This is a genomic window from Streptomyces sp. NPDC001858, assembly GCF_053594615.1.
Genome location: NZ_JBSFEV010000009.1, coordinates 85,945 through 109,555 on the forward strand (window position 1 = coordinate 85,945; position 23,611 = coordinate 109,555).

At 71.9% G+C, this 23,611-nt stretch carries 22 protein-coding genes; 12 read left to right on the plus strand and 10 right to left on the minus strand.

Annotated elements, in window-relative coordinates; genetic code table 11:
- The 4 genes from ACWCPF_RS15475 (at window position 1) to ACWCPF_RS15490 (ending at window position 4,364) form a co-directional block, all read left to right on the plus strand.
- Window positions 1–1,464, plus strand: a complete 1,464-nt coding sequence (locus tag ACWCPF_RS15475; RefSeq protein ID WP_451045534.1) for a sensor histidine kinase — start codon at window positions 1–3, stop codon at window positions 1,462–1,464.
- The gene (locus ACWCPF_RS15480) at window positions 1,461–2,138 is read left to right on the plus strand and encodes a response regulator (protein WP_451045535.1); all 678 of its coding nucleotides are present in this window, start codon (window positions 1,461–1,463) and stop codon (window positions 2,136–2,138) included. Before ACWCPF_RS15475 ends, ACWCPF_RS15480 begins: the two co-directional genes overlap by 4 nt.
- 157 nt (window positions 2,139–2,295) lie before the next feature.
- Entirely contained in the window at window positions 2,296–3,699 is a 1,404-nt protein-coding gene (locus ACWCPF_RS15485; RefSeq protein ID WP_451045536.1) for a histidine kinase, read from the plus strand.
- Complete coding sequence (locus ACWCPF_RS15490) at window positions 3,696–4,364, plus strand: response regulator (protein WP_451045537.1); 669 nt, start codon at window positions 3,696–3,698, stop codon at window positions 4,362–4,364. Before ACWCPF_RS15485 ends, ACWCPF_RS15490 begins: the two co-directional genes overlap by 4 nt.
- 48 nt (window positions 4,365–4,412) lie before the next feature.
- Here the strand turns inward: ACWCPF_RS15490 and ACWCPF_RS15495 are convergent, their stop codons facing one another.
- Window positions 4,413–4,934, minus strand: a complete 522-nt coding sequence (locus ACWCPF_RS15495) for a GNAT family N-acetyltransferase (protein WP_451045538.1) — start codon at window positions 4,932–4,934, stop codon at window positions 4,413–4,415.
- A gap of 165 nt (window positions 4,935–5,099) precedes the next feature.
- Here ACWCPF_RS15495 and ACWCPF_RS15500 point away from each other — a divergent pair, with 165 nt between their 5' ends.
- Entirely contained in the window at window positions 5,100–6,317 is a 1,218-nt protein-coding gene (locus tag ACWCPF_RS15500) for a cytochrome P450 (protein ID WP_451045539.1), read from the plus strand.
- Window positions 6,318–6,338: 21 nt separating this feature from the next.
- Here the strand turns inward: ACWCPF_RS15500 and ACWCPF_RS15505 are convergent, their stop codons facing one another.
- The 3 genes from ACWCPF_RS15505 to ACWCPF_RS15515 form a co-directional block, all read right to left on the minus strand.
- Window positions 6,339–6,644, minus strand: coding sequence for a hypothetical protein (locus tag ACWCPF_RS15505; RefSeq protein WP_451045540.1), 306 nt, complete (start codon window positions 6,642–6,644; stop codon window positions 6,339–6,341).
- A 63-nt stretch (window positions 6,645–6,707) separates the two neighbouring features.
- A complete protein-coding gene (locus ACWCPF_RS15510; protein ID WP_451045541.1) occupies window positions 6,708–8,276 on the minus strand; it encodes an ABC transporter permease in 1,569 nt (522 codons plus the stop codon).
- The gene (locus tag ACWCPF_RS15515; RefSeq protein WP_451045542.1) at window positions 8,276–9,160 is read right to left on the minus strand and encodes an ABC transporter ATP-binding protein; all 885 of its coding nucleotides are present in this window, start codon (window positions 9,158–9,160) and stop codon (window positions 8,276–8,278) included. Before ACWCPF_RS15515 ends, ACWCPF_RS15510 begins: the two co-directional genes overlap by 1 nt.
- Before the next feature lie 73 nt (window positions 9,161–9,233).
- Between ACWCPF_RS15515 and ACWCPF_RS15520 the strand changes: the two genes are divergently transcribed.
- On the plus strand, window positions 9,234–9,770 hold the full coding sequence (locus ACWCPF_RS15520) for a GbsR/MarR family transcriptional regulator (protein ID WP_451045543.1): 537 nt from the start codon (window positions 9,234–9,236) through the stop codon (window positions 9,768–9,770).
- A 58-nt stretch (window positions 9,771–9,828) separates the two neighbouring features.
- Here the strand turns inward: ACWCPF_RS15520 and ACWCPF_RS15525 are convergent, their stop codons facing one another.
- Together ACWCPF_RS15525 and ACWCPF_RS15530 are read right to left on the minus strand one after the other, a co-directional pair.
- The gene (locus ACWCPF_RS15525) at window positions 9,829–11,337 is read right to left on the minus strand and encodes an APC family permease (protein WP_451045544.1); all 1,509 of its coding nucleotides are present in this window, start codon (window positions 11,335–11,337) and stop codon (window positions 9,829–9,831) included.
- Window positions 11,338–11,527: 190 nt separating this feature from the next.
- Window positions 11,528–12,409 (minus strand): diacylglycerol kinase family protein, encoded by an 882-nt coding sequence (locus tag ACWCPF_RS15530; RefSeq protein WP_451045545.1) that lies wholly within the window; start codon window positions 12,407–12,409, stop codon window positions 11,528–11,530.
- Window positions 12,410–12,618: 209 nt separating this feature from the next.
- Here ACWCPF_RS15530 and ACWCPF_RS15535 point away from each other — a divergent pair, with 209 nt between their 5' ends.
- Together ACWCPF_RS15535 and ACWCPF_RS15540 are read left to right on the plus strand one after the other, a co-directional pair.
- Entirely contained in the window at window positions 12,619–13,902 is a 1,284-nt protein-coding gene (locus ACWCPF_RS15535) for an adenylosuccinate synthase (protein ID WP_451045546.1), read from the plus strand.
- Between the two features lie 129 nt (window positions 13,903–14,031).
- The gene (locus tag ACWCPF_RS15540; RefSeq protein ID WP_451045547.1) at window positions 14,032–14,325 is read left to right on the plus strand and encodes a hypothetical protein; all 294 of its coding nucleotides are present in this window, start codon (window positions 14,032–14,034) and stop codon (window positions 14,323–14,325) included.
- A 53-nt stretch (window positions 14,326–14,378) separates the two neighbouring features.
- On the opposite strand, the gene ACWCPF_RS15545 is transcribed toward ACWCPF_RS15540, so the two are convergent.
- From ACWCPF_RS15545 to ACWCPF_RS15560, 4 genes are all read right to left on the minus strand, one after another.
- Entirely contained in the window at window positions 14,379–15,029 is a 651-nt protein-coding gene (locus ACWCPF_RS15545) for a hypothetical protein (RefSeq protein WP_351910298.1), read from the minus strand.
- A 75-nt stretch (window positions 15,030–15,104) separates the two neighbouring features.
- Entirely contained in the window at window positions 15,105–17,564 is a 2,460-nt protein-coding gene (locus ACWCPF_RS15550) for a glycosyltransferase (protein ID WP_451045548.1), read from the minus strand.
- Window positions 17,561–18,262: a GntR family transcriptional regulator gene (locus ACWCPF_RS15555; RefSeq protein WP_451045549.1), complete on the minus strand. Its 702-nt coding sequence runs from the start codon at window positions 18,260–18,262 to the stop codon at window positions 17,561–17,563. The genes ACWCPF_RS15550 and ACWCPF_RS15555 overlap by 4 nt, the downstream gene beginning before the upstream one ends.
- Window positions 18,263–18,473: 211 nt before the next feature.
- Window positions 18,474–19,829, minus strand: coding sequence for an aminotransferase class III-fold pyridoxal phosphate-dependent enzyme (locus ACWCPF_RS15560; RefSeq protein ID WP_451045550.1), 1,356 nt, complete (start codon window positions 19,827–19,829; stop codon window positions 18,474–18,476).
- 169 nt (window positions 19,830–19,998) lie between these two features.
- On the opposite strand from ACWCPF_RS15560, the gene ACWCPF_RS15565 reads away from it, so the two are divergent.
- The 4 genes from ACWCPF_RS15565 (at window position 19,999) to ACWCPF_RS15580 (ending at window position 23,519) form a co-directional block, all read left to right on the plus strand.
- Complete coding sequence (locus ACWCPF_RS15565; RefSeq protein ID WP_451045551.1) at window positions 19,999–20,646, plus strand: type 1 glutamine amidotransferase family protein; 648 nt, start codon at window positions 19,999–20,001, stop codon at window positions 20,644–20,646.
- On the plus strand, window positions 20,643–21,131 hold the full coding sequence (locus ACWCPF_RS15570) for a MarR family winged helix-turn-helix transcriptional regulator (RefSeq protein WP_451045552.1): 489 nt from the start codon (window positions 20,643–20,645) through the stop codon (window positions 21,129–21,131). The genes ACWCPF_RS15565 and ACWCPF_RS15570 overlap by 4 nt, the downstream gene beginning before the upstream one ends.
- A gap of 92 nt (window positions 21,132–21,223) precedes the next feature.
- Entirely contained in the window at window positions 21,224–21,535 is a 312-nt protein-coding gene (locus ACWCPF_RS15575) for a hypothetical protein (RefSeq protein ID WP_451045553.1), read from the plus strand.
- A 94-nt stretch (window positions 21,536–21,629) separates the two neighbouring features.
- Window positions 21,630–23,519 (plus strand): protein kinase domain-containing protein, encoded by a 1,890-nt coding sequence (locus ACWCPF_RS15580; protein ID WP_451045554.1) that lies wholly within the window; start codon window positions 21,630–21,632, stop codon window positions 23,517–23,519.
- Window positions 23,520–23,611 lie beyond the last annotated feature (92 nt).

A 23,611-nucleotide genomic window follows, 5' to 3' on the forward strand; every position in this document is an offset into this window, starting at 1 on the left:
GTGACCGGCGAGGAGAGCTCCGCTGAGGGCAGCACCCCACTCGACGGCGCGGCGGCGCTCGCCCCCACCGGCGCGGCCCGCAGTCGGGCCTTCGTCCGGCGGGGATTGCGCTGGCTGCGGCTGCCGGGGTACGTGGTGGTGTGCTGGATCGCCCTAGGGATCGCACTGGCCGGCACCGAGCAGATGGGTCGCTACGGCCTGGGCACGCCACTGGGAACGCTGACCGCGTTCGCGCAGGGCGCGGCTGTCGTGCTCGCGCTGTGGTGGCCGGTGCCCGCGTGGGCGTTGTCCCTGGCCGGCGTAGTCGTCGCCGCCGTGGCCGGGCGACCGATTCTCGTCGGGCACCCGCTGCCGGGCCCCGACTGGCCGTGGAACGTGGCCGAGATCCTCGCCCACGCCCTCGTGCTTCTGTTCCTGGCGCTCCGCACGCGCCCGCGCGTGGCCTTCGCGGCGTTGGCCGCCACGGTGTTGATGACCTGGGTGGTCCAGGGCCTCGTCGGCGGGGCCACGTACACCTCGACGGGCACCACGGCCGTCGCGGTGTTCGGGGCCGTCGTCCTCGTCGGCACCGCTTTCCGCGGCCTCGGCGAGGCCCGCACCCAGCTCGTCGAACAGGAGACGATCACCGCCGAGGAACGCGCCCGCCGCACCTTGCTGGAGGAGCGCAACCGGATCGCCCGCGAGCTGCACGACGTGGTCGCCCACCACATGTCGGTGATCTCCATCCAGGCGCAGGTCGCCCCGCACCTGGTGGAGAACCCGTCCGAGGAACTCAAGGAGAACCTCGCCGGCATCCGGCAGAACGCCCTGGAGGCGCTCGCCGAACTGCGCCGGGTGCTCGGCGTGCTGCGCTCGGAGAACCCCGACGACCCCTACGGCCTCGGCGCGTCCGGCACCGGAACCGCGCCGGACGCCCCGCAGCCCACGCTCGACCGACTCGACGCCCTGCTGGAGAACACCCGCGCCGCGGGACTGGACGTGGTCGCCGCCGTCGAGGGCGAGGCGCCCGTGTACCCGCCGGGCGTGCAGCTGTCGGCGTACCGGATCGTCCAGGAGGCGCTGAGCAACGCCCTGCGGCACGCGCCGGGTTCCCGGGTACGGGTCGAGGTCACCCATAGCCCTCGGGGCCTGCACCTGGAGGTCATCAACTCCCGCCCGAGCGAACCCGTACGGCCTTCCCCGGGCGCGGGACACGGTCTGCTCGGCATGCGCGAGCGGGCGGTGATGCTGGGCGGCCACGTCAACGCGTATCCCACCCTGCACGGCGGCTTCGCGGTCACGGCGTTCCTGCCCAGGGACGGCACGGCGCCGCCTCCCGACGACTCCGACGACTCCGACGAATCCGACGACCCGGGAACGCCGCAGGGCCTGACACTCTTCTTCCCGGAGGGCCCGGAAGTCGTCTTCCGGATCGACCCCGACGGCCCGGACCGTCCGCCCCCGACCCGCGAAGGAAACCGATGACGACCGGCGGCACCATCCGCGTACTGATCGCCGACGACCAGCAGATGGTCCGGCAGGGCTTCACCGTGCTTCTCAACGCGCACCCCGGCATCGAGGTGATCGGGGACGCGGTGGACGGCCTGGAGGCGATCGCGAAGGTCGCCGAACTCACCCCGGACGTCGTCCTGATGGACATCCGCATGCCCGTGCTCGGCGGCATCGACGCCACGCACCGCATCACCCTCGACCACCCCCAGATCAAGGTGCTGGTGCTCACCACCTTCGATCTCGACGAGTATGTGTACGACGCGCTGCGGGCCGGCGCGTCCGGGTTCCTGCTGAAGGACGCCTCCGCGGACCAACTGGCCGAGGCGGTCCGGGTGGTCGCGGCCGGCGACGCCCTGCTCGCCCCCGGCATCACCCGCAAGCTGATCGCCGAGTTCTCCCGTCTCGACGGCAAGCCCAGGGCTCCGCTGAAGGAACGCGTCGGCGACCTCACGGAACGCGAGACGGAGGTGCTCACCCTCATCGCCCAGGGCCTGTCCAACACGGAGATCGCGAGCCACCTCTTCGTCGCCGAGCAGACGGTGAAGACGCATGTGGGCCGCATCCTCGTGAAACTGGGCCTGCGGGACCGCACCCAGGCGGCGGTGTTCGCCTACGAGTCGGGGCTGGTGCGACCGGCCGGGTACTGAGCGGCGGGGGACCAAGTACCCGGGTACTGAGCGGCGGGTTACCGAGCGGCCCTGCTCCGGGGGTCCCCCGTGCGACCCGTAGTACTTGAGAGGGATGCACGGGAACCCCTCTCACTGGTGACGACCGCGACCCCCGGCTGCGCCTACGGTTTTGAACGTGACCGAGACGACGCAGACGCACACCGCGCACCCGGAGGACCCGGGCGACTCCTTCGAGGCCTATCGGCCGCGCAGCCCGGAGTTCCGGGCGGCCGCGGAAGCCCTGCGCGGCCTGCGACAGGACCTGATCCACGACGCCTTCGCCTACCGCCCGCTGCCCCGCAAGGAGCCCACCGGCGCCGTCCTGGGCCGGCTGAAGGGCCGCAGGCGGGAGTACGCGACCTGGTCCCGGCACGCGGTGGTCGGGGCGGGCGGCGTCCTGGCGATGATGATCGCCTCGGTCGACAACGGGGGAGGGAGTCTGTCCGCCGTGCTCGGGCTGCTCGCCCTGGCGCCGGTGCTGATGACGCTGGTGCGGCCGATCGGCGCGTTCTGGCTGTCCCTCGCCGCGACCACGGTGGTGGCCCTGGTCGGCGAGACCTACGGCGAATGGCCGTGGCTCCCCGGCAGCTTCGCCTCCCACCTGATGGTCCTGACGGTCGTGGCGATACGCACCCGTCCCCGCACGGCGGCGTGGATGTGGCTGTTGACGGCGGCCTACGGCTTCGTCGCCGAGACGGCCTTCGGGTGGGGCCACTACACCACCAACACCGCGCCCATGCTCGTCTTCTCCGCGATCATCCTCCTCACGATCACGGTCTGGCACATCCGCCTCCAGGCAGAGGAGAAGGTGACGGCCCAGGAGACGGTGACGGCGCACGAGCGGTCCCGACGCACCCTGCTGGAGGAGCGCACCACGATCGCCCGCGAACTGCACGACGTGGTCGCGCACCACATGTCGGTGGTCGCCATCCAGGCGGAGGCCGCTCCCTACCGGGTGCAGAACCCGCCGCCGGAGCTGGAGAAGGCCTTCGCGACGATCCGCGAGAACGCGGTGGCGGCCCTCACGGAGCTGCGCCGGGTGCTGGGCGTGGTCCGCGCCGAGGACTACGAGGTCCCGGACGCCCCGCAGCCCACGCTCGCCGAGCTGGACGGGCTGCTCGCCAACGTGCGGGAGGCCGGCCTGGACGTGGAGAAGGGGGTCACCGGCGCGGTGCGCGAACTGCCGCAGGGTGTGGAGCTGTCGGCCTACCGAATAGTCCAGGAGGCGCTGAGCAATACGCTCCGCCACGCGCCCGGGGCGTCCGCGCGGGTGGAGGTCGGGTACGTCCTCGGCGGTCTGGGCCTGCGCATAGTCAACGGGGCCCCGCCCAACCCGAGCCTGATCAAGCCCTCACCCGGCGCCGGTCACGGCATCACCGGAATGCGGGAGCGGGTCACGATGCTGAACGGCGAGATGACGGCGGAACCGACGCGGGAGGGAGGCTACGAGGTGACGGTGTTCCTGCCGGTCCCGATGGTCGCCGTGCCCTCCGCCGGCCCGTCCGCTCCCGCGCGTGCCGCCGATGAGGATGGGGCATGACGATCAAGGTACTGATCGCCGACGACCAGATGATGGTGCGCGAGGGCTTCTCGGTCCTGCTGAACGCGATGCCGGACATCGAGGTCGTGGGCGAGGCGGTCAACGGCCGGGAGGCGGTGGACCGGGTCCGCGAACTGACTCCCGACGTCGTCCTGATGGACATCCGCATGCCGGAGCTGAACGGCATCGAGGCGACCAGGGAGATCGTCGCGGCGCAGGGCACGGCGAAGGTGCTGGTGCTCACCACGTTCGACCTGGACGAATACGTCTACCAGGCGCTGCGCGCGGGAGCCTCGGGCTTTCTGCTGAAGGACGCCTCGGCCCGCCAACTGGCCGACGGGGTGCGTGTGGTGGCGGCGGGCGAGGCCCTGTTGGCGCCCTCCGTCACCAAGCGTCTGATCACGGAGTTCGCCAAGCTCACGGACACCCCGAGCCTGTCGCGCACGGCCGCCCAGGCGTCCTACGGCGACCTGACCGAACGGGAGACGGAGGTACTGGTCCTGATCGCCCATGGCCTGTCGAACGCGGAGATAGCCGAGCGGCTGGTGGTGGCGGAGTCGACCATCAAGACCCATGTGAGCCGCATCCTGGTGAAACTGGGCCTGCGGGACCGCACCCAGGCGGCGGTGTTCGCCTACGAGGCAAGACTGGTGACCCCGGGCTAGGGCTGCGCCAGGGGAGTGTGACTTGCGGGCCCCTGGCGCACCGGAGCGTCACATCGGCAGCGAGAGCAGCCGCGCGGGGCCGGCCGGCCAGTGGGCGTCCTCGGTCAGCGGGGTCCACATGTGGCGCAGGGGCATGGTGACCGGACCGTCGGGCTGTTCGGCCTCGATCTCGCCGTCCAGGGCCCGCCAGCCGAGGCGTTCGTAGAGCGGGATCAGGCGGGGCCAGCAGAAGAGGAGCCCGAGTTCGGCGTCCGTGCCACGGGCGTGGTCCATCGCGGCCGTCACGACCAGCCGCGCCAGCCCGCTGCCCCGCAGCCCGGGCGCCACGACGACACCCCCGAGCCCGACCACCGGCAGCGAGCGGCCCCCGACCGACACCACCGCCTCTATGAGCCCGGCGTGCGCGACGAGCCGACCGTCCTGCCGAACCCCGAAGTGAAGATCCTTGCCCCGCCAGACAAGCCCGGTCCCGCCAACCCCGGCGGGGTCGTCGACACCGCCGGTGATCTCGTCCCGCTCGGTCTGGGTGTAGTGAGGGAGCCGTTCGACGGAAAAGGGTTGGGTGCTCATGCAGTGATCCTTCCCGATCCCGGATCCCCGATCCCCGATTCCCGATTCCCGATCCCCGATCCCCGATCCCGGATTCCGGATTCTCGACCTGGGCATCGGCGGGCGGCTCGTCGTCTTGCCAGGCCCCCCTGGTCAGGACGCCGTGTGGCGGGCTAGCGTCCGTTTATGGCTTTTGTTGATGACCTGTCCTTCGATCCTTGGGATCCCGCGTTCGTGGCGGAGCCGTATCCGGCGTACGCCGAGCTTCGGGGGCGGGGGCGGGTGATCTACTACGAGCCGACCGACCAGTGGCTCGTGCCGCGGCACGCGGATGTGTCCGCGCTCTTGCGGGAACGGCGGCTGGGGCGGACGTATCAGCACCGGTTCACGCACGAGGACTTCGGGCGGACCGCGCCGCCCGCCGAGCAGGAGCCGTTCCACACGCTCAACGATCACGGGATGCTCGACCTGGAGCCGCCGGACCACACCCGGATCCGGCGACTGGTGTCGAAGGCGTTCACCCCGCGCACGGTGGAGCAGCTGAAGCCGTATGTGCGGCGGCTGGCCGGGGAGCTGGTGGACCGGCTGGTGGCGGCGGGCGGGGGCGATCTGCTGAGCGATGTCGCCGAGCCGCTGCCCGTCGCCGTCATCGCGGAGATGCTGGGGATCCCGGAGTCGGACCGGGCGCCGCTGCGGCCCTGGTCCGCGGACATCTGCGGGATGTACGAGCTGAACCCCGGCGAGGAGACGGCGGCGCGGGCCGTGCGGGCGTCGGTGGAGTTCTCGGAGTATCTGCGGGAGCTGATCGCCGCGCGGCGCAAGGAGCCCGGGGAGGACCTGATCTCGGGTCTGATCGCCGCGCACGACGAGGGCGACCGGCTCACCGAGCAGGAGATGATCTCGACCTGCGTGCTGCTGCTGAACGCGGGCCACGAGGCCACGGTGAACGCCACGGTCAATGGCTGGTACGCCCTCTTCCGCAACCCCGACCAGTTGGCGTCCCTGCGCGCGGACCACTCCCTCGTCCCCACCGCCGTGGAGGAGCTGATGCGCTACGACACCCCGCTCCAGCTCTTCGAGCGGTGGGTGCTGGACGAGATCGAGATCGCCGGGACCACGATCCCGAGGGGTGCGGAGATCGCGCTGCTCTTCGGGTCCGCGAACCATGACGGGGAGGTCTTCCGGGACCCCGCGCGGCTCGATCTGAGCCGTCAGGACAACCCGCACATCTCGTTCAGCGCGGGCATCCACTACTGCATCGGCGCGCCCCTGGCCCGGATCGAGCTGGCGGCCTCCATGACGGCGCTGCTGGAGAAGGCCCCGACGCTGGCGCTGGCGGCGGAGCCCCAACGGAAGCCCAACTTCGTGATCCGGGGGCTGGAGGGCCTCGCCGTCACCGTCTGACAGCCTGAAGCTTCTGAGGTGTCATGCGTCGTCGTCCTGGGTCCGTCTGCCGCCCAGCAGGCGGGTGACCGTCGCGTACGCGACGGCCGGGACGGCGGCTCCCGCGAGGAACACCAGCGGGAGTTGGGTGAACAGGACGGTGAGGTCCATGCCCTCGCTCTCGAAGCCGCGGCCCAGCCGGATCCGGGTGGGCGCCGAGGAGAGCCACACGGACGTGGCCGTCAGCGCGCCCGCCACCGACAGCACACAGCCACCGCACGTCACCGCATTCCGGTTCATGTGAGGGGAGACGAGTCCTGCCCGCACCCGGTTCACCGGCCGGTCCACCGAGTGCTCCCCGATACGTCACGTCACCCCGCCTCACGTCACCCCGCCTCACCTCACCCCGCCTCACGTCGTCACGTCACGCCGTCGCAGTCCGGCCAGCCCCGCCCCCACCATCGCCGCCGCCACCAGCACCAGCACCAGCACAGGCCCCCACTCCATCTCCCCGCCCGGCAGCTTGGGGAGGTGGCCGAAGGGGGAGAGGTCCAGGACTGCCTGGGGAGCGTCCAGCGCGGGGCCGATCCAGCCGATCAGCAGGACGGCCCCGGCCGCCGCCCAGGCCGCCGGCGCCGCCCGGGGGACGAGCCCGTACAGCAGCACTGCCAGCGCGCCGACGGCCCAGACGCCGGCCACCTGCACCAGGCACGCGCCCAGGATCGGGCCGAGCTCGCGGCCGTAGCCGAGGGCGAAGCCCAGTCCGGCGAGCAGCATGATCAGCACGGCGCCGCCGAAGGCGATCGCCAGATGCCCGGCGGCCCAGCGCAGCCGGCCCACGGCGTTGGCCAGCACCGGTTCCGCGCGCCCGGAGGTCTCCTCGCCGTGCAGCCGCAGCACGGAGGCGACGACGTAGAGCGCGGCGATCAGGCCGAGCACGCCGATCATCGAGGCGAGGAACGCGTCCGTCAGCCCCGACTGGCCGCCCATCCGCTCGAAGATCTCGCGCGCGCGGTCGTTGTCGCCGACCAGGTCGGCCGCGCCCTCCGTCAGGCCGCCGTAGACGACGCCCGCGAGGAAGAAGCCGATGCTCCAGCCCAGCACGCTGCCCCGCTGGAGCCGCCAGGCCAGGGCGAAGGCGGTGCCCAGCCGTCCGGTGGGCGGTCCCGGGCGGGTCGACAGGAAGCTCAGTCCCAGATCCCGGCGGCCGGTCAGCGCGTAGGCCAGCGCGCCCTGCGCCACGATCGCCGCCGCGAACAGCAGCAGCACCCACCAGCGTTCGTCGGCGTAGGGCCGCAGGTTCTCCAGCCAGCCGAGCGGGGAGAGCCAGGTCAGCACGGACGTGCCGCCGTCGCTCGACGAGTCGCCGGCCGCCCGCAGCACGAACGCGGCGCCCAGCAGGGCGGCCGTCAGACCGCGCGCCAGCCGCGCGCTCTCCGTGAGCTGCGCGACGATCGCCGCCATGGTGGCGAACAGCATCCCCACCCCGGCGAGGCCGAGGCCCAGGGCCAGCGCCCCGGCCGCCCCCTGTCCCGCCAGGCCCGCCGTGACCAGCAGCGCCAGTGCGCCGCCGGCGACGCCGGCCGCCAGCAGGGCCGCCGTCGGGGAGGCGCGACGCCCGACCATGCCGGAGACGATCAGCTCGTGCCGGCCGCTCTCCTCCTCGTCCCGGGTGTGCCGTACGACGACGAGGAGGCCGGTGACGGCGGCGAGCAGGCCCGCGTAGACGCCGACGCGCCAGGCGGTGAGGGCGCCGAGGGAGTCGTCGAAGACGGGCCCGATCAGGGCGCGGAGGGAGGAGTTGGCGGCGACCTGGTGCAGCAGGTCGGCGCGCTCGGCGTCGGTGGCGTAGAGGCCTTTGAGGGTGCCCGGCATGGACAGGACCATGAGGGTGTTCACCGCCACCCACACCGGGATCATGACCCGGTCGCGGCGGAGGTTGAAGCGCAGCAGCACTCCCGTGCCCACGAGGGAGGTCATCACGCCTCCTGGTAGTGGCGCAGGAACAGTTCCTCCAGCGTCGGCGGCGTCGAGGTGAGCGAGCGCACCCCCGAGCCGGTCAACGACCGCAGCACGGCGTCGAGTTTGTCCGTGTCGACCTGGAGGCGGACGCGACGGCCCTGTACGTCGAGGTCGTGGACGCCCGGCAGGTGCGCCAACCCGTTGGGCGCGCTCGCCAGTTCGGCCGTGACGCTGGTGCGGGTCAGATGGCGCAGGTCGGCCAGCGAGCCCGTCTCCACGGTGCGGCCCTTGCGGATGATGCTGACGCGGTCGCACAGCTCCTCGACCTCGCTGAGGATGTGCGAGGACAGCAGGATCGTCCGGCCGCGGTCGCGTTCCTCCTCCACGCAGGCCTGGAAGACCTCCTCCATCAGGGGGTCCAGGCCCGAGGTCGGCTCGTCGAGGATGAGCAGGTCGACGTCCGAGGCGAACGCGGCGACCAGGGCGACTTTTTGCCGGTTGCCCTTGGAGTACGTGCGGCCTTTTTTCGTCGGGTCCAGCTCGAAGCGGTCGATGAGCGCGGCGCGGCGGGCCGTGTCCAGACCGCCGCGCAGTCGCCCGTACAGGTCGATGACCTCGCCGCCGGAGAGGTTGCGCCACAGGGTCACGTCGCCCGGTACGTAGGCGATCCGGCGGTGGGCCTCGACCGCGTCGGTCCACGGGTCGCGGCCGAGGATCTGCGCGGCGCCGGAGTCGGCGCGCAGCAGGCCGAGCAGGACGCGGATGGCCGTGGACTTGCCGGCGCCGTTGGGGCCGAGGAAGCCGTGCACCTCACCGGTCTCGACCTCCAGGTCGAGGCCGTCGAGCGCGTGGGTGCGGCCGAAGGACTTGTGCAGTCCGGACACCGTGATGGCCTTCGTCATGCTTCAGAACGTACGCTTCTTTCAGAAATTTGTGAAGTTAAGGAAGCGTATGAAGCCCGGATAGGATGAACGCATGACGGAATCACCCGAGGCCGGCCGGGACGCCCAGGAGACGGGGCGGAACGCCGCGGCGACAGGGCGGGACGCCGAGGCCCTGTCGAGGTTTGTCGAGTCGTTCGCGGCGCAGCTCGTCGAGGCCGGGATGCAGCGGATGGCCGCCCGGGTGTTCGCCGCGCTGCTCGCCTCCGACGCCGGGGCCATGACCTCCGCCGAACTCGGCGAGCAGCTCCAGGTCAGCCCGGCCGCCGTCTCCGGGGCGGTGCGCTATCTCTCGCAGGTGCACATGGTCTCGCGCGAGCGCGAACCCGGTTCGCGGCGCGAGCGCTACCGGGTGCACAGCGATCAGTGGTACGAGGCGCTGACCAACCGGGACGCCGTGCTCACACGGTGGGGCAAGACCCTGCGCGAGGGCGTCGAAAGCCTCGGCGTGGCGACGCCCGGCGGCCAGCGGATCGCCGAGACGCTCGCCTTCTTCGAGTACCTGGAGGGCGAGCTGACCCGGCTGATGGAACGCTGGCGGGAGCACCGCGCCAAGACCTTCGGCCCCTGACCCGCGCCAGGACCGGCCCGGGCCGGTGGCCTGACGTGGGTCAGTGGCCTGACGTGGGTCAGCGTTCCTTCGTCTCCTCCAGCACCGTCCGCCCCAGCAGCAGATACCGCTGCGGGGACCGTCGCTTGAGGTACTGGGCACAGCCCAGACCGGCCGCCGCGATCAGTGCGACGAGCCACGGGGTGGCCTTCAGGACCAGGGAGCCGGACTCCGGGCCCGCCGCGACGGCCATGTTGGACACCAGCAGCGCCACCACGGCGAGCATCGCGACCCCGCCGAGGAGCGGCGCGGTGAAGGTCCGGAACCAGTGCCGGCTCTCGGGGTGGTGGGAGCGGAAGTACACCAGCACCGCGAACGAGCACACCGCCTGCACCACCAGGATCGCCATCGTGCCGAGGATCGCGAGCAGCACGTACGTCCCGGTGTACGGGTCCTTGCCGGCCGCCCAGAACGCGCCGATCAGGACGGCGGAGACGGCCGTCTGGACCAGGCCGGCGATGTGCGGGGAGCCGTGCCGGGCGTGCGTGCGGCCGATGCTGCGCTGCAGGGAGGGCAGGACGCCCTCGCGGCCCAGCGCGTACAGGTAGCGGGCGGCGCAGTTGTGGAAGGCCATGCCGCAGGCGAGCGACCCGGTGATCATCAGCCACTGCATGACGTCGACCGCCCAGTGGCCGACGTACCGCTCGGTGGGGCCGAAGAACAGGCCCAGCGGGTTGTCGGTGGCGACCTTCACGGCCTGCGACTCGCCGGTGCCGGAGATGGCCATCCAGGAGACGAAGACGTAGAAGACGCCGACGCCCAGCACCGAGATCATCGTCGCCTTGGGGATGATCTTCTTCGGGTTGCGGGACTCCTCGCCGTACATCGCCGTCGACTCGAAGCCGACCCACGACCAGAAGGCGAAGAACAGCCCCAGCCCGGCGCTGGTCCCCTTGAACGCGTTGACCGGGTTGACCGGGTCGAGGCCGAAGCCGTCCGGGCCGCCGCCGTGGAGCGCGACCGAGATCGCCATCGCCGCGAGGACCGTCACCTCGGTCGCGAGCAGCACGACCAGCAGTTTCTCGGCGACGGACACGCCGAACCAGGTGCCCGTCGCGTTGACGGCGAGCATCAGCGCCGCGAACGCCCACCACGGGATGTCCAGGCCCGTCTGGTCCTTGAGGGTCGTGGTGGCGAACGACGAGAAGATGCCGATCAGCGCCGGCTCGAACACCACGTAGGCGAAGGTCGCGAGCAGGCCCGAGGCGAGGCCGACGGAGCGGCCGAGGCCGTAGGAGATGAAGCCGTAGAAGGCGCCCGTCGAGGTGATGTGCTTCGCCATCGACGTGAAGCCGACGGAAAAGATCGCCAGGACGACCATTGCGACGAGGTAGCTCGCCGGGGCCCCGACGCCGTTGCCCGACGACACCATGAAGGGCACGTTGCCCGTCATCGCGGTGATCGGCGCGGCCGTCGCGACGGCCATGAAGACCACGCCGAGCAACCCGATGGCGTTGGGTTTGAGCCGGTGAACGGTCTCGTCGCCGCCCGTGCCCGCCTCGGGGGCGACGTCCTCCTGCACTGCCATCGGGTGGCCCCTTCCGTTGCCGCCGCGCGCGTCGGATCGACGCCCTGATGCAGGAGGATGGTGCAGCCGCAATGAGTCGTTCAAGGGGCCGGACCGGTTAAATATTTGTCAACCAGACCTTTAGAACATCGGGGCGAACGGCAGCCCGGGGCGGGTCCACGGGCGACGGCGCCTGGACGGGATTCCGGGCTCACCGCCCCGGCAGCATCAGCCCCAGCGCCCCCTCCCGCACGGTCCACGTCCGCCGCCGCACCGGCCCCGCGATCGCCGTGTCCGACCGGTAGCGGAAGTCCGCGCCCGAGACGGTCACCGTCCGCCCCCGGGCCTGAAGGGGAGCCGCCTCCGCGCCCAGGGACAGCGGCCGCACCTCGACGGACGCGGTGCCGGACGCGCCCGTGCCGGGGGTCACCGACACCGCCTCCACCGGCTGGTCGAGGTCGATCAGCGTCACGCCGTCGACCTCGATGCGCAGCCGGGCGGGACCGGGCGGGGCGGTGGCGGGGGAGATCCGGGACGGCCGTGCGGGCACCAGGGTCCGCACCAGCGACTGGGCCGTCCGCAGCCAGAGCCGGCCGCCGGCCTCCGCCCCGTCCACCCCGTTCGCCTCGTCCCCGGCGTCCTGCGGGGCGAGCGGCACGGGCGGGATCCGCAGCGCGCCCAGCACCACTCCGTCGCTGTCGTCCACCAGGACGTCCAGCCGGCGTTCGGCGCCGTCCAGGACCGCACGGGCCGCCGCCACGGCCCCCGTGGGCACCCCCAGGGCCTGCGCGACGCCCAGCATCGAGCCCACCGGCACCACCGACAGCACACATTCGGCCAGGGCCCGCTGCCGGTGCAGCAGGGCCACCGCCCGGGTCAGCGCACGGTCGTCGCCGATCACCACCGGCCGCCGCGAGCCCCGCCGGGACAGCACCCGGGCGAATTCCTCGGGGTCCTGCGGCAGACACACCTTGGTGCTCGCCGCACCCGCGCTGAGCACGTCTTTCGCGATTCGTACGGACTCCCCGTCCGTGCGCAGGGCGACCGGATCGATGATCACCAGCAGCTGATCGGACGTCGGAGAAGTCGCCACCTCGGTCCTGCCTCGCTTCCTCGGGTAGCATCTTTGTGCAAGAGCCCCTTGCGCTATTGCGCCAGGGGCTTGGTCTATTCCGGGGCATCCGGGTCCGACAAGCGGCGACCAACGGCGGTCGCCGTGCGTGCGGTGGTGCACGCGGTGGAAAGAGCCACCGTGTACGCCCCTGACCTTGGACATGCCCCACCCGGAAGGGGTGTACGCGCGTGCCCGCACTTGTGCTGCTCGGTGCTCAGTGGGGTGACGAAGGCAAGGGAAAGGCCACCGACCTGCTCGGTGGCTCGGTGGACTACGTAGTGCGCTATCAGGGCGGCAACAACGCCGGTCACACGGTCGTCGTGGGCGACCAGAAGTACGCACTCCACCTGCTCCCTTCCGGAATCCTGTCCCCCGGCTGTACGCCGGTCATCGGTAACGGTGTCGTCGTCGACCCGTCGGTCCTGCTCTCCGAGCTGAGCGGTCTGAACGAGCGCGGCGTCGATACGTCGAAGCTGCTGATCAGCGGCAACGCGCACATCATCACGCCCTACAACGTCACTGTCGACAAGGTGACGGAACGCTTCCTCGGAAAGCGCAAGATCGGCACGACCGGCCGGGGTATCGGTCCGACATATGCGGACAAGATCAACCGGGTCGGCATCCGCGTCCAGGATCTCTACGACGAGTCGATCCTCACGCAGAAGGTCGAGGCGGCGCTCGACGCCAAGAACCAGCTGCTCACCAAGCTGTACAACCGCCGCGCGATCGCGGTCGACCAGGTCGTCGAGGAACTGCTCGGTTACGCGGAGAAGCTCGCTCCGTACGTCACCGACACCGTCCTGGTCCTCAACCAGGCCCTGGAGCAGAACAAGGTCGTCCTCTTCGAGGGCGGTCAAGGCACCCTCCTCGACATCGACCACGGCACGTACCCCTTCGTCACCTCGTCGAACCCGACCGCGGGCGGCGCCTGCACGGGCGCGGGCGTGGGCCCGACGAAGATCAGCCGGGTCATCGGCATCCTGAAGGCCTACACGACCCGCGTCGGCTCGGGCCCCTTCCCGACCGAGCTCTTCGACGCGGACGGCGAGGCGCTGCGCCGCATCGGCGGCGAGCGGGGCGTCACCACCGGCCGCGACCGCCGCTGCGGCTGGTTCGACGCGGTCATCGCGCGCTACGCGACCAGGGTCAACGGCCTCACGGACTTCTTCCTCACCAAGCTGGACGTCCTGACCGGCTGGGAGGAGATCCCGGTCTGCGTCGCGTACGAGATCGACGGCAGGCGCGTCGAGGAACTCCCGTACTCGCAGACGGACTTCCACCATGCGAAGCCGATCTACGAGACCCTCCCGGGCTGGTCCGAGGACATCACCAAGGCGAAGTCGTTCTCCGACCTCCCGAAGAACGCCCAGGCCTATGTGAAGGCCCTGGAGGAGATGTCCGGCGCCCCGATCTCCGCGATCGGCGTGGGCCCGGGCCGGGACGAGACGATCGAGATCAACTCGTTCCTGTAAACCGCCCTGTAAGCCGCACAGGCACAGCACGTCGGCTCGGGCCGGTCTTGGACATCCTTGACCGGCCCGTGGTCGGACATATCCTGAAGTAGTACGTATGCGTGCGTCGACCAGAAGAAGGTGAGTGCGATGCGCGTCATGCTCAAGGCGTCCATGGACACCGAGAAGGCCAACGAGGCCATCCGGAACGGGACGCTCGGGAAGCTGATCCAGGAGTCGATGGAGCAGATCAAGCCCGAAGCGGCCTACTTCACCACCGATCACGGCCGGCGGACCGCCTATGTGTTCTTCGACATGACGGACAGCTGGGAGATGCCCGCGCTGAGCGAGCCGTTCTTCCTCAACCTCGGGGCGGAGATCACCTACACGCCGGTGATGGACATGGAGGACGTACAGAAGGGGCTCGCCCAGCTGGGCCGTTGACCGCCGTCGCCGTGTAGGCGTCGCCGTGCCGGCGTCGCGGACAGTCGGTCCGGTCAGCTGAACACGATCATCGAACCCTGCGCCAGGCTCCGCGTCGCCGCCGCGTGCAGGCCGAGCCACACGTGCCGTTCGCGGGCGAAGGGGCTGGGATCGTACGGCGCGGGATTGGCCGGTTCCTCCAACTCCGTGGGACCGGCGGGCGGTTGCGGTGCCGTCGGCGGATTGGCCGGATCGATGCCGAGGGACGGGGCCACGAACTCCAGTTCCCGCAGGAGGGACTGGGAGGAGCCGAGGGGTCCGCCGCCCGCGAGCAGATCGTCGTTGGAGAGCGGCTGCGGGAAGTCCACCGGCACGTACGCGCCCGCGTGGTCGTAGTGCCAGACCAGGTGGGACTGCTGGGCCGTCGCCTCGAACATCTCCAGGAGCTGCTCGTAGTCACCGCCCAGTTCGTCCACCGGAGTCACCGGCAGCTGGCACACCTGGAGCAGGTAGGCGCGGCGCAGGAAGTGCAGCGCGTCGTAGTCGAAGCCCGCCACCGGGGCGACCTCGCCGGACAGGCCCGGCATGTACTGGTACACCGGCACGGGCGGGAGCCCCGCCTCGGCCAGCACCTTGTTGTACTGGGCGAGTTCGTCGGCGAAGGGGTTGTCGGGGGTGTGGCACAACACGTCGACGAGCGGCACCAGCCACAGGTCACAGGCCAAAGAGAGCTCCTCACTCAGCGCGTTGCTCGGTCCCGTGGGGCAGGGTAAGGGGAAGGGTAATCGGTGTGGCTCACGTCAGCTCCCCTCCTGCGTTCCCTGGTGCAGGTCCCATACCCATACTCCGGCCACCCGCCTACCCGGCAGGCCCACGAGCTTGTCCACCGTCTCACGCAGCCGGTCCGCGTACCGCTGTGGGGCCAGCACCAGGGCGCCCGCCCGCCAGTACGCGAGGTCCGCGCGGGCCTCGGCCCGGGCGGCGGGGTCGATCACCGGGACGACGCCCGTCTGCCGCACGTCGCGCAGCAGACTCGCCGTGAAGCGCAGCGGGACGCCGTAGACGCCGGTGCGGTCGCCCTCGCCGAGAGGGCCGTTGAAGTAGCCGCCGGGCATCTCGAAGCCGAGGTCGGTTGCCGTCTGCCAGTGCAGGGCCTCGGCGTCCTCGGGTTCGGCCAGGGGGACCGGGACCAGGGTCTCGCCGTCGCGCACGTACGTCTTCCAGACGCCGTCGGTGAAGAAGGCGGGCGTCTCGGCGCGCGGTTCGGACTTCAGGGGGGCCGGGACGACGGGGAGGAGCGCCGCGCACATGGCCAGCAGTGCGGCGTACTGGGTCAGGAGCCGGCGGCTGTGCGCCAGCCCGCCGATCGCCAGGGCCAGCAGCATGCCCAGCGGCGGGGCGCAGACCAGCGCGATCCGGCTCTCGATGACGGACTCGAAGAGCGGGAGGCCGGCGAGCAGGGACCAGGGGCCGGGGAAGGTCGTGTCGGTGAGGGGCAGCGGGATGCGCGGGCCCAGGGACAGCACCGCCGCGGCCGTCGCCGTGCAGGCCAGCGCCCTGACCGCCGGCTGCCGCCACAGCCGGACGGTGATCGCGAAGGCGAGCAGGGCCAGCGGCCAGCCGTAGAACGCGTTCTGTTCGGTCGGGTTGAGGGAGAGGGCGTCGGCGGTGTCGGCGTCGCCCGCGATCGCCGAGCGTTCGGCGAAGGAGAACAGCGCGCGCACGGAGTTGGCGACGCCGGGCGCGCTGCCGTGGTCGATGCCGGCATAGCTCTGCGGGCCGGAGAACTGCCAGGCCAGCGGGTAGACGACGAGCGGGAGACAGACGGCGGCGGCGATCGCCAGACCGTTCAGCAGCGGACGGGCAGCGCTGCGTGCGACGTCGGGGCGCACGGCGGCGTAGGCGACGGCGAACAGGGCCATGCCCATCGCGGCGAGCAGCAGCGGCTCCTCGCCGAGGAAGAACTGGTAGGCCGTCATCAGGCCGAGGACGACGGCGTCGTGGGTGACCCGCCTGCCGGTGGTGAGCCGCAGGGCGCGCTCGATGATCGGCGGGATCATGAACAGCACGACGAAGTTGGGGTGGGCGTTGGCGTGGCTGACCATCGGCGGCGCGAACGCGGCGAACGCGGCCCCGGCGAAGGCGGCCCCGCGCTGGCGGACCAGCCGCCGCACGATCAGCCGGTACCAGGCGACGGCCGTGGCGGCGAGGCCGAGCGTCATCACCAGGCTGAGGACGAGGGCCGGGCCGAGGAGCAGGGTGAGGGGTGTGAGCGGCACCGACAGGCCGAGCATCGTCGTGTTGGCCATCAGGTTCACGCCGTCGGGGAAGCCCTGGAGGTCGGTGAACAGCGGATTGCGCAGGTGGGCGATGTTGTCGGCGGTCACCGCGAAGAACCACTCCCACTGGTTCTGGTCCTGGAGGGAGTCGGTGAGGTAGCGGTGGTCCGGGTCGAAGAAGCGGCCGGAGTAGAGCGTCACGGCCATCGCGAGGAAGAGGACGACGGCGAGGACGTCCACGGGTCCGGGCACCGGTATCCGCAGCCGGACCAGGTCGCGCAGCATCCGCGGGTAGTCCCCGGGGCGGATCTTCGAGCCGGGCTGGTGCGACCAGTGCACGGGCACCTCGGCGACCGGCCAGCCCACGCGCTGGAAGTGGCGCAGCACCTCGACGTCGATGGCCCAGCCGTTGAGGCGGGAGGCGGCGAACGCGGCGCGGGCCTTGTCGCCCTCGAACAGTTTGAACCCGCACTGGGTGTCGCGTATCCCGCGCAGGGTCGTCCGGCGTATGAGCAGATTGCCGGCGGTGCCGAGGAGTTCGCGGATGCGGTGCTGGCGGCTGCCGAGGGTCGCGCCGGGCACGGCCCGCGATCCGATCGCCGCCGCGTGTCCGTCGGCGAGCGCCTTCTCCAGGTGCTCCAGCTCCTCGACGGGGGTGGCGAGATCGGCGTCCATGACCAGGACATGGCGGCCCCGGCTGGCGGCGACGCCGAGGCGCAGGGCGTGGCCCTTGCCCCGGTTGCCCGCGCCGGCGCCGGTGACGAGCCGGATGCGGGGGTCGCGGCGGACGGTGACGAGTTCGCGGGTGGCGTCGGTGGAACCGTCGTCGGCGACCAGGATCTCCCAGGTCCGCCAGTGGCTCCCGGTCGCGTCGAGGTGGCGGCCGACCGCGTCCAGGGTGGGGCCGAGCCGGCGCTCCTCGTTGTAGGCCGGGATCACGACGGACAGCTCCACGGAAGCGGTGGGGGCGTCCGCCCTCATTCCGCCGCCAGTCGTTCGAGCAGGGCTATGGAGTCGTCGTTGTACGCGGCGAGGATCACGCGGGCGGCGGCGGTGTCGCGGGCGTACAGGGCGTCGGCCAGTTCGGTGTGGCCGGACCACAGCGAGCCGCGCAGGTCGGTCAGCCGGCGCAGGTGCTGCACCGTGCACACCCAGGACTGCACGCGCAGCCGGTGCAGGAAGTCGGCGAGATAGGGGTTGCCGAACAGGGCGCTCAGCTCGCGCCAGAACCGCAGGTCGTAGCCGATCAGGACGGTGAGGTCGCCGGCGGACGCGGCCCGCTGCGCCTCGTCGCCGCGCCGCCGCACGCCTGCGATGGCGGCCGCCGTGCGCGGCTCCTGGAAGTTGCGCTGGCGATGGCGGCCCTGCTCCAGGGCGAGGAACATCCCCTCGATGATCAGGCTGCGCGCCTCGATCATGCCCTTGTAGTCCGCGACGGAGTACTCGTGGACGCGGAAGCCCCGGTGCTGGTCGGCCTCCAGGAGGCCCTGGGCGGAGAGGTCGACGAGGGCCTCGCGGACGGGGGTCGCGGAGACGCCGTACTGCTCGGCGATCTCCTTCACCGTGAACTCCTGGCCCGGTTGCAGCCGCCCGGCCAGCACCTCGTCGCGCAACGCGTCGGCGATCTGCTGTCGCAGGGTGCTGCGCGTCACGGCTCCGTTGCCGGTGCTGCCGGGCATCGTCGGGGCGTCTCCATCGTCGGGGGCGGGAAAGTGACCTGCTCGTCGGTATGTACGAGCACGCCACCTTACGCGTTCGACGAAATCAAGGCCTTGTACGCGTAACGGCCCGGAGTCGCCCCTGATCTGTCCCTGATCAGTCCTTGATCACGGACAGATCAGGGACAAAATCAGGGACAGATCAGGGACAGATCAGTGCCTGAGGTACCCCTCACCCGGTGTGCTCGTCGGCTGCCGAGAGCGCCGTGTCCAGGGCCGCGAGGCCCTCCTTCACCTCGGACTCGGAGGCGTTGAGCGGCGGCACGAAGTGGGTGCGGTTCATGTTGACGAACGGCCACACCCCGGCCTTCCTGGCGGCCGCGCCGAAGGCGACCATGGCCGCGTTGGCCTCGCCGGCCGCGTTGTAGGGCACGAGCGGCTCGCGCGTCTCCCGGTTCCGCACCAGCTCCAGGGCCCAGAACATGCCGACCCCGCGCACCTCGCCGACGCACGGGTGCCGCTCGGCCAGCGCCCGCAGCCCCGGTCCGACGACGGACGCGCCGAGGTTCCTGGCGTGGTCGACGATGCCCTCCTCGGCCATGACGCCGATCGTCGCGACGGCGGCCGCGCAGGCCAGCGGGTGCCCGGAGTACGTCAGACCGCCCGGGTAGGGCCGCTTGGCGAAGGTGTCCGCGATCGCGCCGGAGATCGCGACGCCGCCCAGCGGCACATATCCGGAGTTCACGCCCTTGGCGAAGGTCATCAGGTCGGGCGTGACGTCGAAGAGGTCGGCCGCGAACCACTCGCCGGTGCGGCCGAACCCGGCCATCACCTCGTCCAGGACGAAGACGATGCCGTGCCGGTCGCACAGGGCGCGGACCCCGGCGAGGTAGCCGGGCGGCGGGACCATGATCCCGGCGGTGCCCGGCACGGTCTCCAGGATGATCGCGGCGATCGTCCCCGGCCCCTCGAACGCGATCGTCGTCTCCAGGTGCTCCAGCGCGCGGGCGCACTCCTCTTCCTCGGTCCGCGCGTAGAAACGGGAGCGGTACAGGTACGGGGCCCAGAAGTGCACGACCCCGGCCGTCGCGGTGTCGGAGGCCCAGCGGCGCGGGTCGCCGGTGATGTTCACGGCCTGCTGGGTGCCGCCGTGGTACGAGCGGTAGGCGGCGAGCACCTTGGCGCGCCCGGTGTGCAGCCGGGCCATGCGCACGGCGTGCTCGACGGCGTCCGCCCCGCCGTTGGTGAAGAAGATCTTGTCCAGGTCGCCGGGGGTCCGCTCGGCGATCAGCCGGGCGGCCTCGGAGCGGGCCTCGATCGCGAAGGCGGGCGCGAAGGTGGCCAGCGTCGCGGCCTGCTCCTGGATCGCGGCGACGACCTTCGGGTGCCGGTAGCCGATGTTGGCGTAGACGAGCCCGCTGGTCAGGTCGAGGTACCGGTTGCCGTCGTGGTCCCAGAAGTAGGACCCCTCCGCGCCGGCCACGGCGAGCGGGTCGATGAGCTCCTGGGCGGACCAGGGGTGGAAGACGTGCGCGCGGTCCGCGGCCTTCACGGCGGCGCCGGTCCGGGAGTCGGTCTGAGGGGTCATGCCGGCGAGCGTAGAAGTCCGCGATGCGGAAGGGATATCGGCGTCCTGTGCGGTGGCGGGGGCGATTCCGCGACAGGTTGTCGGGCATGGGAGGAGCCGGGAAGGCATTGACAGCATGCTGCCTAAGTGACAGCATGCTGTCATAGAGATTGCCGTCCGAGGAGGAGCCATGAACAGCGCCTACAACGCCCACGACGACCGCGGCCACGACGGGGACCGCAAGCCGGTGTACCTGGCCGTGTACGACGCCCTCGCCGACTGGGAGACGGGCCACGCCACGGCGTACCTCGCCCGTGCCGGACACGAGATCCGGACCGTGGGCCCCACCCGCGAACCCGTCGTCAGCGTCGGCGGTCTGCGCATCCGGCCCGACCTGGCCCTGGCCGACGTCCGCCCCGAGGACGCCCGGCTGCTGATCCTGCCGGGCGGCGACCTCTGGGACACCTCCGACGACCTGGCCCCCTTCGCCCGCACCGCGCGCGCGTTCCTCGACGCCGGGACGCCCGTCGCCGCGATCTGCGGGGCCACCGCCGGCCTCGCCCGCGAGGGCCTGCTGGACGACCGCGACCACACCAGTGCCGTCTCCTTCTATCTCGCCGCCACCGGCTACGCGGGCGGCGAGCGGTACGTCGACGCGGACGCCGTCACCGATCGGGGTCTGATCACCGCGGGTCCGACCGAGCCGGTCGCCTTCGCGCGCGAGATCCTCCGGCTCCTCGGCGTGTACGAGGGCGAGGTGTTGGACGCCTGGTACCGGCTGTTCCACGACTCCGACGCGGAGGCGTACGAGGTGCTGGCGAAGGCCGGGGTCCAGTGAGCCGGGAACGTCAGGACCTGCTCAGCCGCAGCGCCCTCGGGGTCTTCCGGCTGAACGGCCAGTTCCTCGCCGTCGCGGAGGAGCTCGCCGGGCCCGCCGGGCTCTCGGCCGCCCGGTGGCAGGTGCTCGGCGCGGTGCTGGGCGATCCGCTGCCGGTGTCCGGCATCGCCCGCGCCATGGGCATCACCCGGCAGAGCGTGCAGCGCATAGCCGACGTGCTGGTGGAGCGCGGTCTCGCCGAGTACCGGCCCAACCCCGCCCACCGGCGCGCCAAGCTGCTCGCGCCCACTGTGCAGGGGCGGGCCGCGATCGCCCGCATCGACCCCGGGCACACGGCCTTCGCCGACCGGCTGGCGCAGGAGTTCGGCGAGGCGGAGCTCGCCGAGGCAGTCCGCCTACTGGAACGCCTGTCCAAGGCCCTGGACAACCTCGCGGCTCTCGCCGAGGAACCGACGGCCACGGAACGGCCCGCCGAGGAACCGTAGGCCGCGGAACGGCCTGCCGAGGAACCGTCGGCCGAGGAACTGTCCGCCACGAAACGGCCTGCCGAGGAATCGTCGGCCCGGAACGGCCTGCCATGGAACGGCCCGTCGAGGAACCGACGGCCGAGGAACGGCCCGCCGAGGGACCGACGGCCGAGGAACCGTCCGCCCCGGAACCGCCTGCCCCGGAACGGCCTGCCGAGGAACGGCCTGCCATGGAACGGCCCGTCGAGGGACCGACGGCCGAGGAACGGCCCGCCGAGGGACCGACGGCCGAGGAGCCGTCCGCCCCGGAACCGCCTGCCATGGAACGGCCTGCCGCGGAACCGACGGCCGAGGAACGGCCTGCCGAGGAACCGCCTGCCGCGGAGCGGCTCGTCGGGGATGGGCCCGTTACGGAACCGTAGACACCGTGCGGCCCTACTCCCCGAACGGCCGGATTATTCTCGGCTGGAAATACACATGTCTCGATCACACATGTGGGGGAAAGGCGGCGCTGCGATGGAGAAGCTGGGCCCGGGGGACCCGCAGCGCATCGGCGGCTACCGGCTGCTCGCGCGGCTCGGGGCGGGCGGCATGGGACAGGTCTACCTGGCCCGCTCGGACCGGGGGCGCACGGTCGCCGTGAAGCTGGTCCGGCGGGAGCTGGCCGCACGCGAGGAGTTCCGGGCGCGGTTCCGGCAGGAGGTGCGCAGCGCGCAGCGGGTCGGCGGGTTCTGGACCGCGCCCGTCCTGGACGCCGACACCGAGGCCGCCGTGCCCTGGGTCGCCACCGGCTATGTCGCCGGGCCGAGCCTCCAGCAGGTGGTCGGCCAGGACCACGGTCCGCTGCCCGAGCGGTCGGTGCGCATCCTCGCCGCCGGGCTCGCGCACGCGCTCGCCAACATCCACGCGGCCGGGATCGTCCACCGCGACCTCAAGCCGTCCAATGTGATGGTCACCATCGAGGGACCCCGGGTGATCGACTTCGGCGTCGCGCGGGCGCTGGAGAGCGTGACCGGCGAGGGCCCGCTGACCGAGGCCGGCGCGGTGGTCGGCTCGCCCGGCTTCATGGCCCCCGAGCAGCTGCGCGGCGACGGGATCACCCCGGCCAGCGATGTCTTCTGCCTCGGCTCGGTCATCGCCTACGCCGCCACCGGCACCCTGCCCTTCGGCTCCGCCGACAGCGGGGTGCACGCGCTGATGTTCCGCATTGCAGAGGAGGAGCCCGAGCTGTCGGGCGTCCCCGAGGGCATCGCCGACCTGGTCCGCGCGTGCCTGCGCAAAGACCCGGCCGCCCGGCCCTCCCTCGACCGGATCCTGGAGCTGACGGGCGTCGACGACACCGTCTCCGACGGCCGCTCCCGCGACCCCTGGCTGCCCGGCGCGCTGGTGGCCCAGCTCGGTCGGCACGCCGTGCGGCTGCTGGAGGTGGAGGACCCCGAGGGCGCGGAGCGGTACCCCGCCGGGTACCCGGAGGCTTCCCCCGAGGCCGCGCCGGAGCACTCCGGCCCGCGCGGCGACGCGCTCGCGCCGGACCACCGCCCCACGCTGGTCGCCGGGTTCGGCCGCATCCCGTCGCAGCCGCCCCCGCCGGGCGCGGACGTCGGCCCGGCCCATCCGGCGTACGGCCACCCCCAGCCGCATCCGGCCGCGACCCAGGCCCAGGCCCGGACCCCGGGCTACGGCTACCCGCAGCAGCAGCAGCAGCAGCCGGCGGGCGGGCCGGTGCCCTACAACCCGTACGCCGCCGGGGGCACCCCGCCCTACGACCCCTACGACCCCTACGGGCAGCCCGCCGGGCCCGCCGGACCCGCCGGTCCGGTCGACCCCGAGGAGCCGCCGCGCCGCAGCGGCCGGGCGACCGCCCTGCTGGTCCTGGTCGCCCTGGTGGTCGCGATCGCCGCCGGCGGCTCGGTGTACGCGTTCATGAACGGCGACGGCGACCCCACCGCGAACCCGGCGCCCGGACCGTCGACGTCCTCCTCGCCGAAGGCCTCGGCGCTGCCCACCCCGGGCGGGTCCGAGTCCGCCTCGCCCTCCGCGTCGGCCTCCGCCTCGGCGACGGACGGGGTCGTCCCGGCGCGCTATCTCGGCGTCTGGACGACCACCATCGAGAACGAGACCGGTTCGAACACCCGCCGGCTGACCATCTCGCAGGGCCAGGTCGGCGACGCCGTGCTCGTGCTCGTCGCCGACGGGGACGCCTACCACTGCGAGTTCAGCGCGACCCTGTCCCAACGGCCCGGCGGCCAGGGCCCGTTGGCGATCGGCCCCTCCAAGGTCACCGCCGGCGAGCCCCTCTCCTCGTGCAGCCCCGGCGCCGCCTCCGAGGTCACCCTGCTCGCCGACGGCCGGCTGCAACGCGTCAACACCGGCACGGGGGAGAAGCTCACCTACCGCCGCGGATGAACGTTCCGCGAACGTCCGACGACCTCGCCGACCCCCGCACTGGAACACCCGTACGGTGAACTCACGACCGACTGTCGGGAATTGCGGGGGCA

Excerpts from the sequence above, each read along its gene's own strand:
- ACWCPF_RS15480 (WP_451045535.1), top strand. The coding sequence starts at position 1,461 with ATGACGACCGGCGGCACCATCCGCGTACTGATCGCCGACGACCAGCAG.
- ACWCPF_RS15490 (WP_451045537.1), top strand. The coding sequence starts at position 3,696 with ATGACGATCAAGGTACTGATCGCCGACGACCAGATGATGGTGCGCGAG.
- ACWCPF_RS15495 (WP_451045538.1), bottom strand. The coding sequence starts at position 4,934 with ATGAGCACCCAACCCTTTTCCGTCGAACGGCTCCCTCACTACACCCAG.
- ACWCPF_RS15500 (WP_451045539.1), top strand. The coding sequence starts at position 5,100 with ATGGCTTTTGTTGATGACCTGTCCTTCGATCCTTGGGATCCCGCGTTC.
- ACWCPF_RS15510 (WP_451045541.1), bottom strand. The coding sequence starts at position 8,276 with ATGACCTCCCTCGTGGGCACGGGAGTGCTGCTGCGCTTCAACCTCCGC.
- ACWCPF_RS15515 (WP_451045542.1), bottom strand. The coding sequence starts at position 9,160 with ATGACGAAGGCCATCACGGTGTCCGGACTGCACAAGTCCTTCGGCCGC.
- ACWCPF_RS15520 (WP_451045543.1), top strand. The coding sequence starts at position 9,234 with ATGACGGAATCACCCGAGGCCGGCCGGGACGCCCAGGAGACGGGGCGG.
- ACWCPF_RS15525 (WP_451045544.1), bottom strand. The coding sequence starts at position 11,337 with ATGGCAGTGCAGGAGGACGTCGCCCCCGAGGCGGGCACGGGCGGCGAC.
- ACWCPF_RS15540 (WP_451045547.1), top strand. The coding sequence starts at position 14,032 with ATGCGCGTCATGCTCAAGGCGTCCATGGACACCGAGAAGGCCAACGAG.
- ACWCPF_RS15550 (WP_451045548.1), bottom strand. The coding sequence starts at position 17,564 with ATGAGGGCGGACGCCCCCACCGCTTCCGTGGAGCTGTCCGTCGTGATC.
- ACWCPF_RS15555 (WP_451045549.1), bottom strand. The coding sequence starts at position 18,262 with ATGCCCGGCAGCACCGGCAACGGAGCCGTGACGCGCAGCACCCTGCGA.
- ACWCPF_RS15560 (WP_451045550.1), bottom strand. The coding sequence starts at position 19,829 with ATGACCCCTCAGACCGACTCCCGGACCGGCGCCGCCGTGAAGGCCGCG.
- ACWCPF_RS15565 (WP_451045551.1), top strand. The coding sequence starts at position 19,999 with ATGAACAGCGCCTACAACGCCCACGACGACCGCGGCCACGACGGGGAC.
- ACWCPF_RS15575 (WP_451045553.1), top strand. The coding sequence starts at position 21,224 with ATGGAACGGCCCGTCGAGGAACCGACGGCCGAGGAACGGCCCGCCGAG.
- ACWCPF_RS15580 (WP_451045554.1), top strand. The coding sequence starts at position 21,630 with ATGGAGAAGCTGGGCCCGGGGGACCCGCAGCGCATCGGCGGCTACCGG.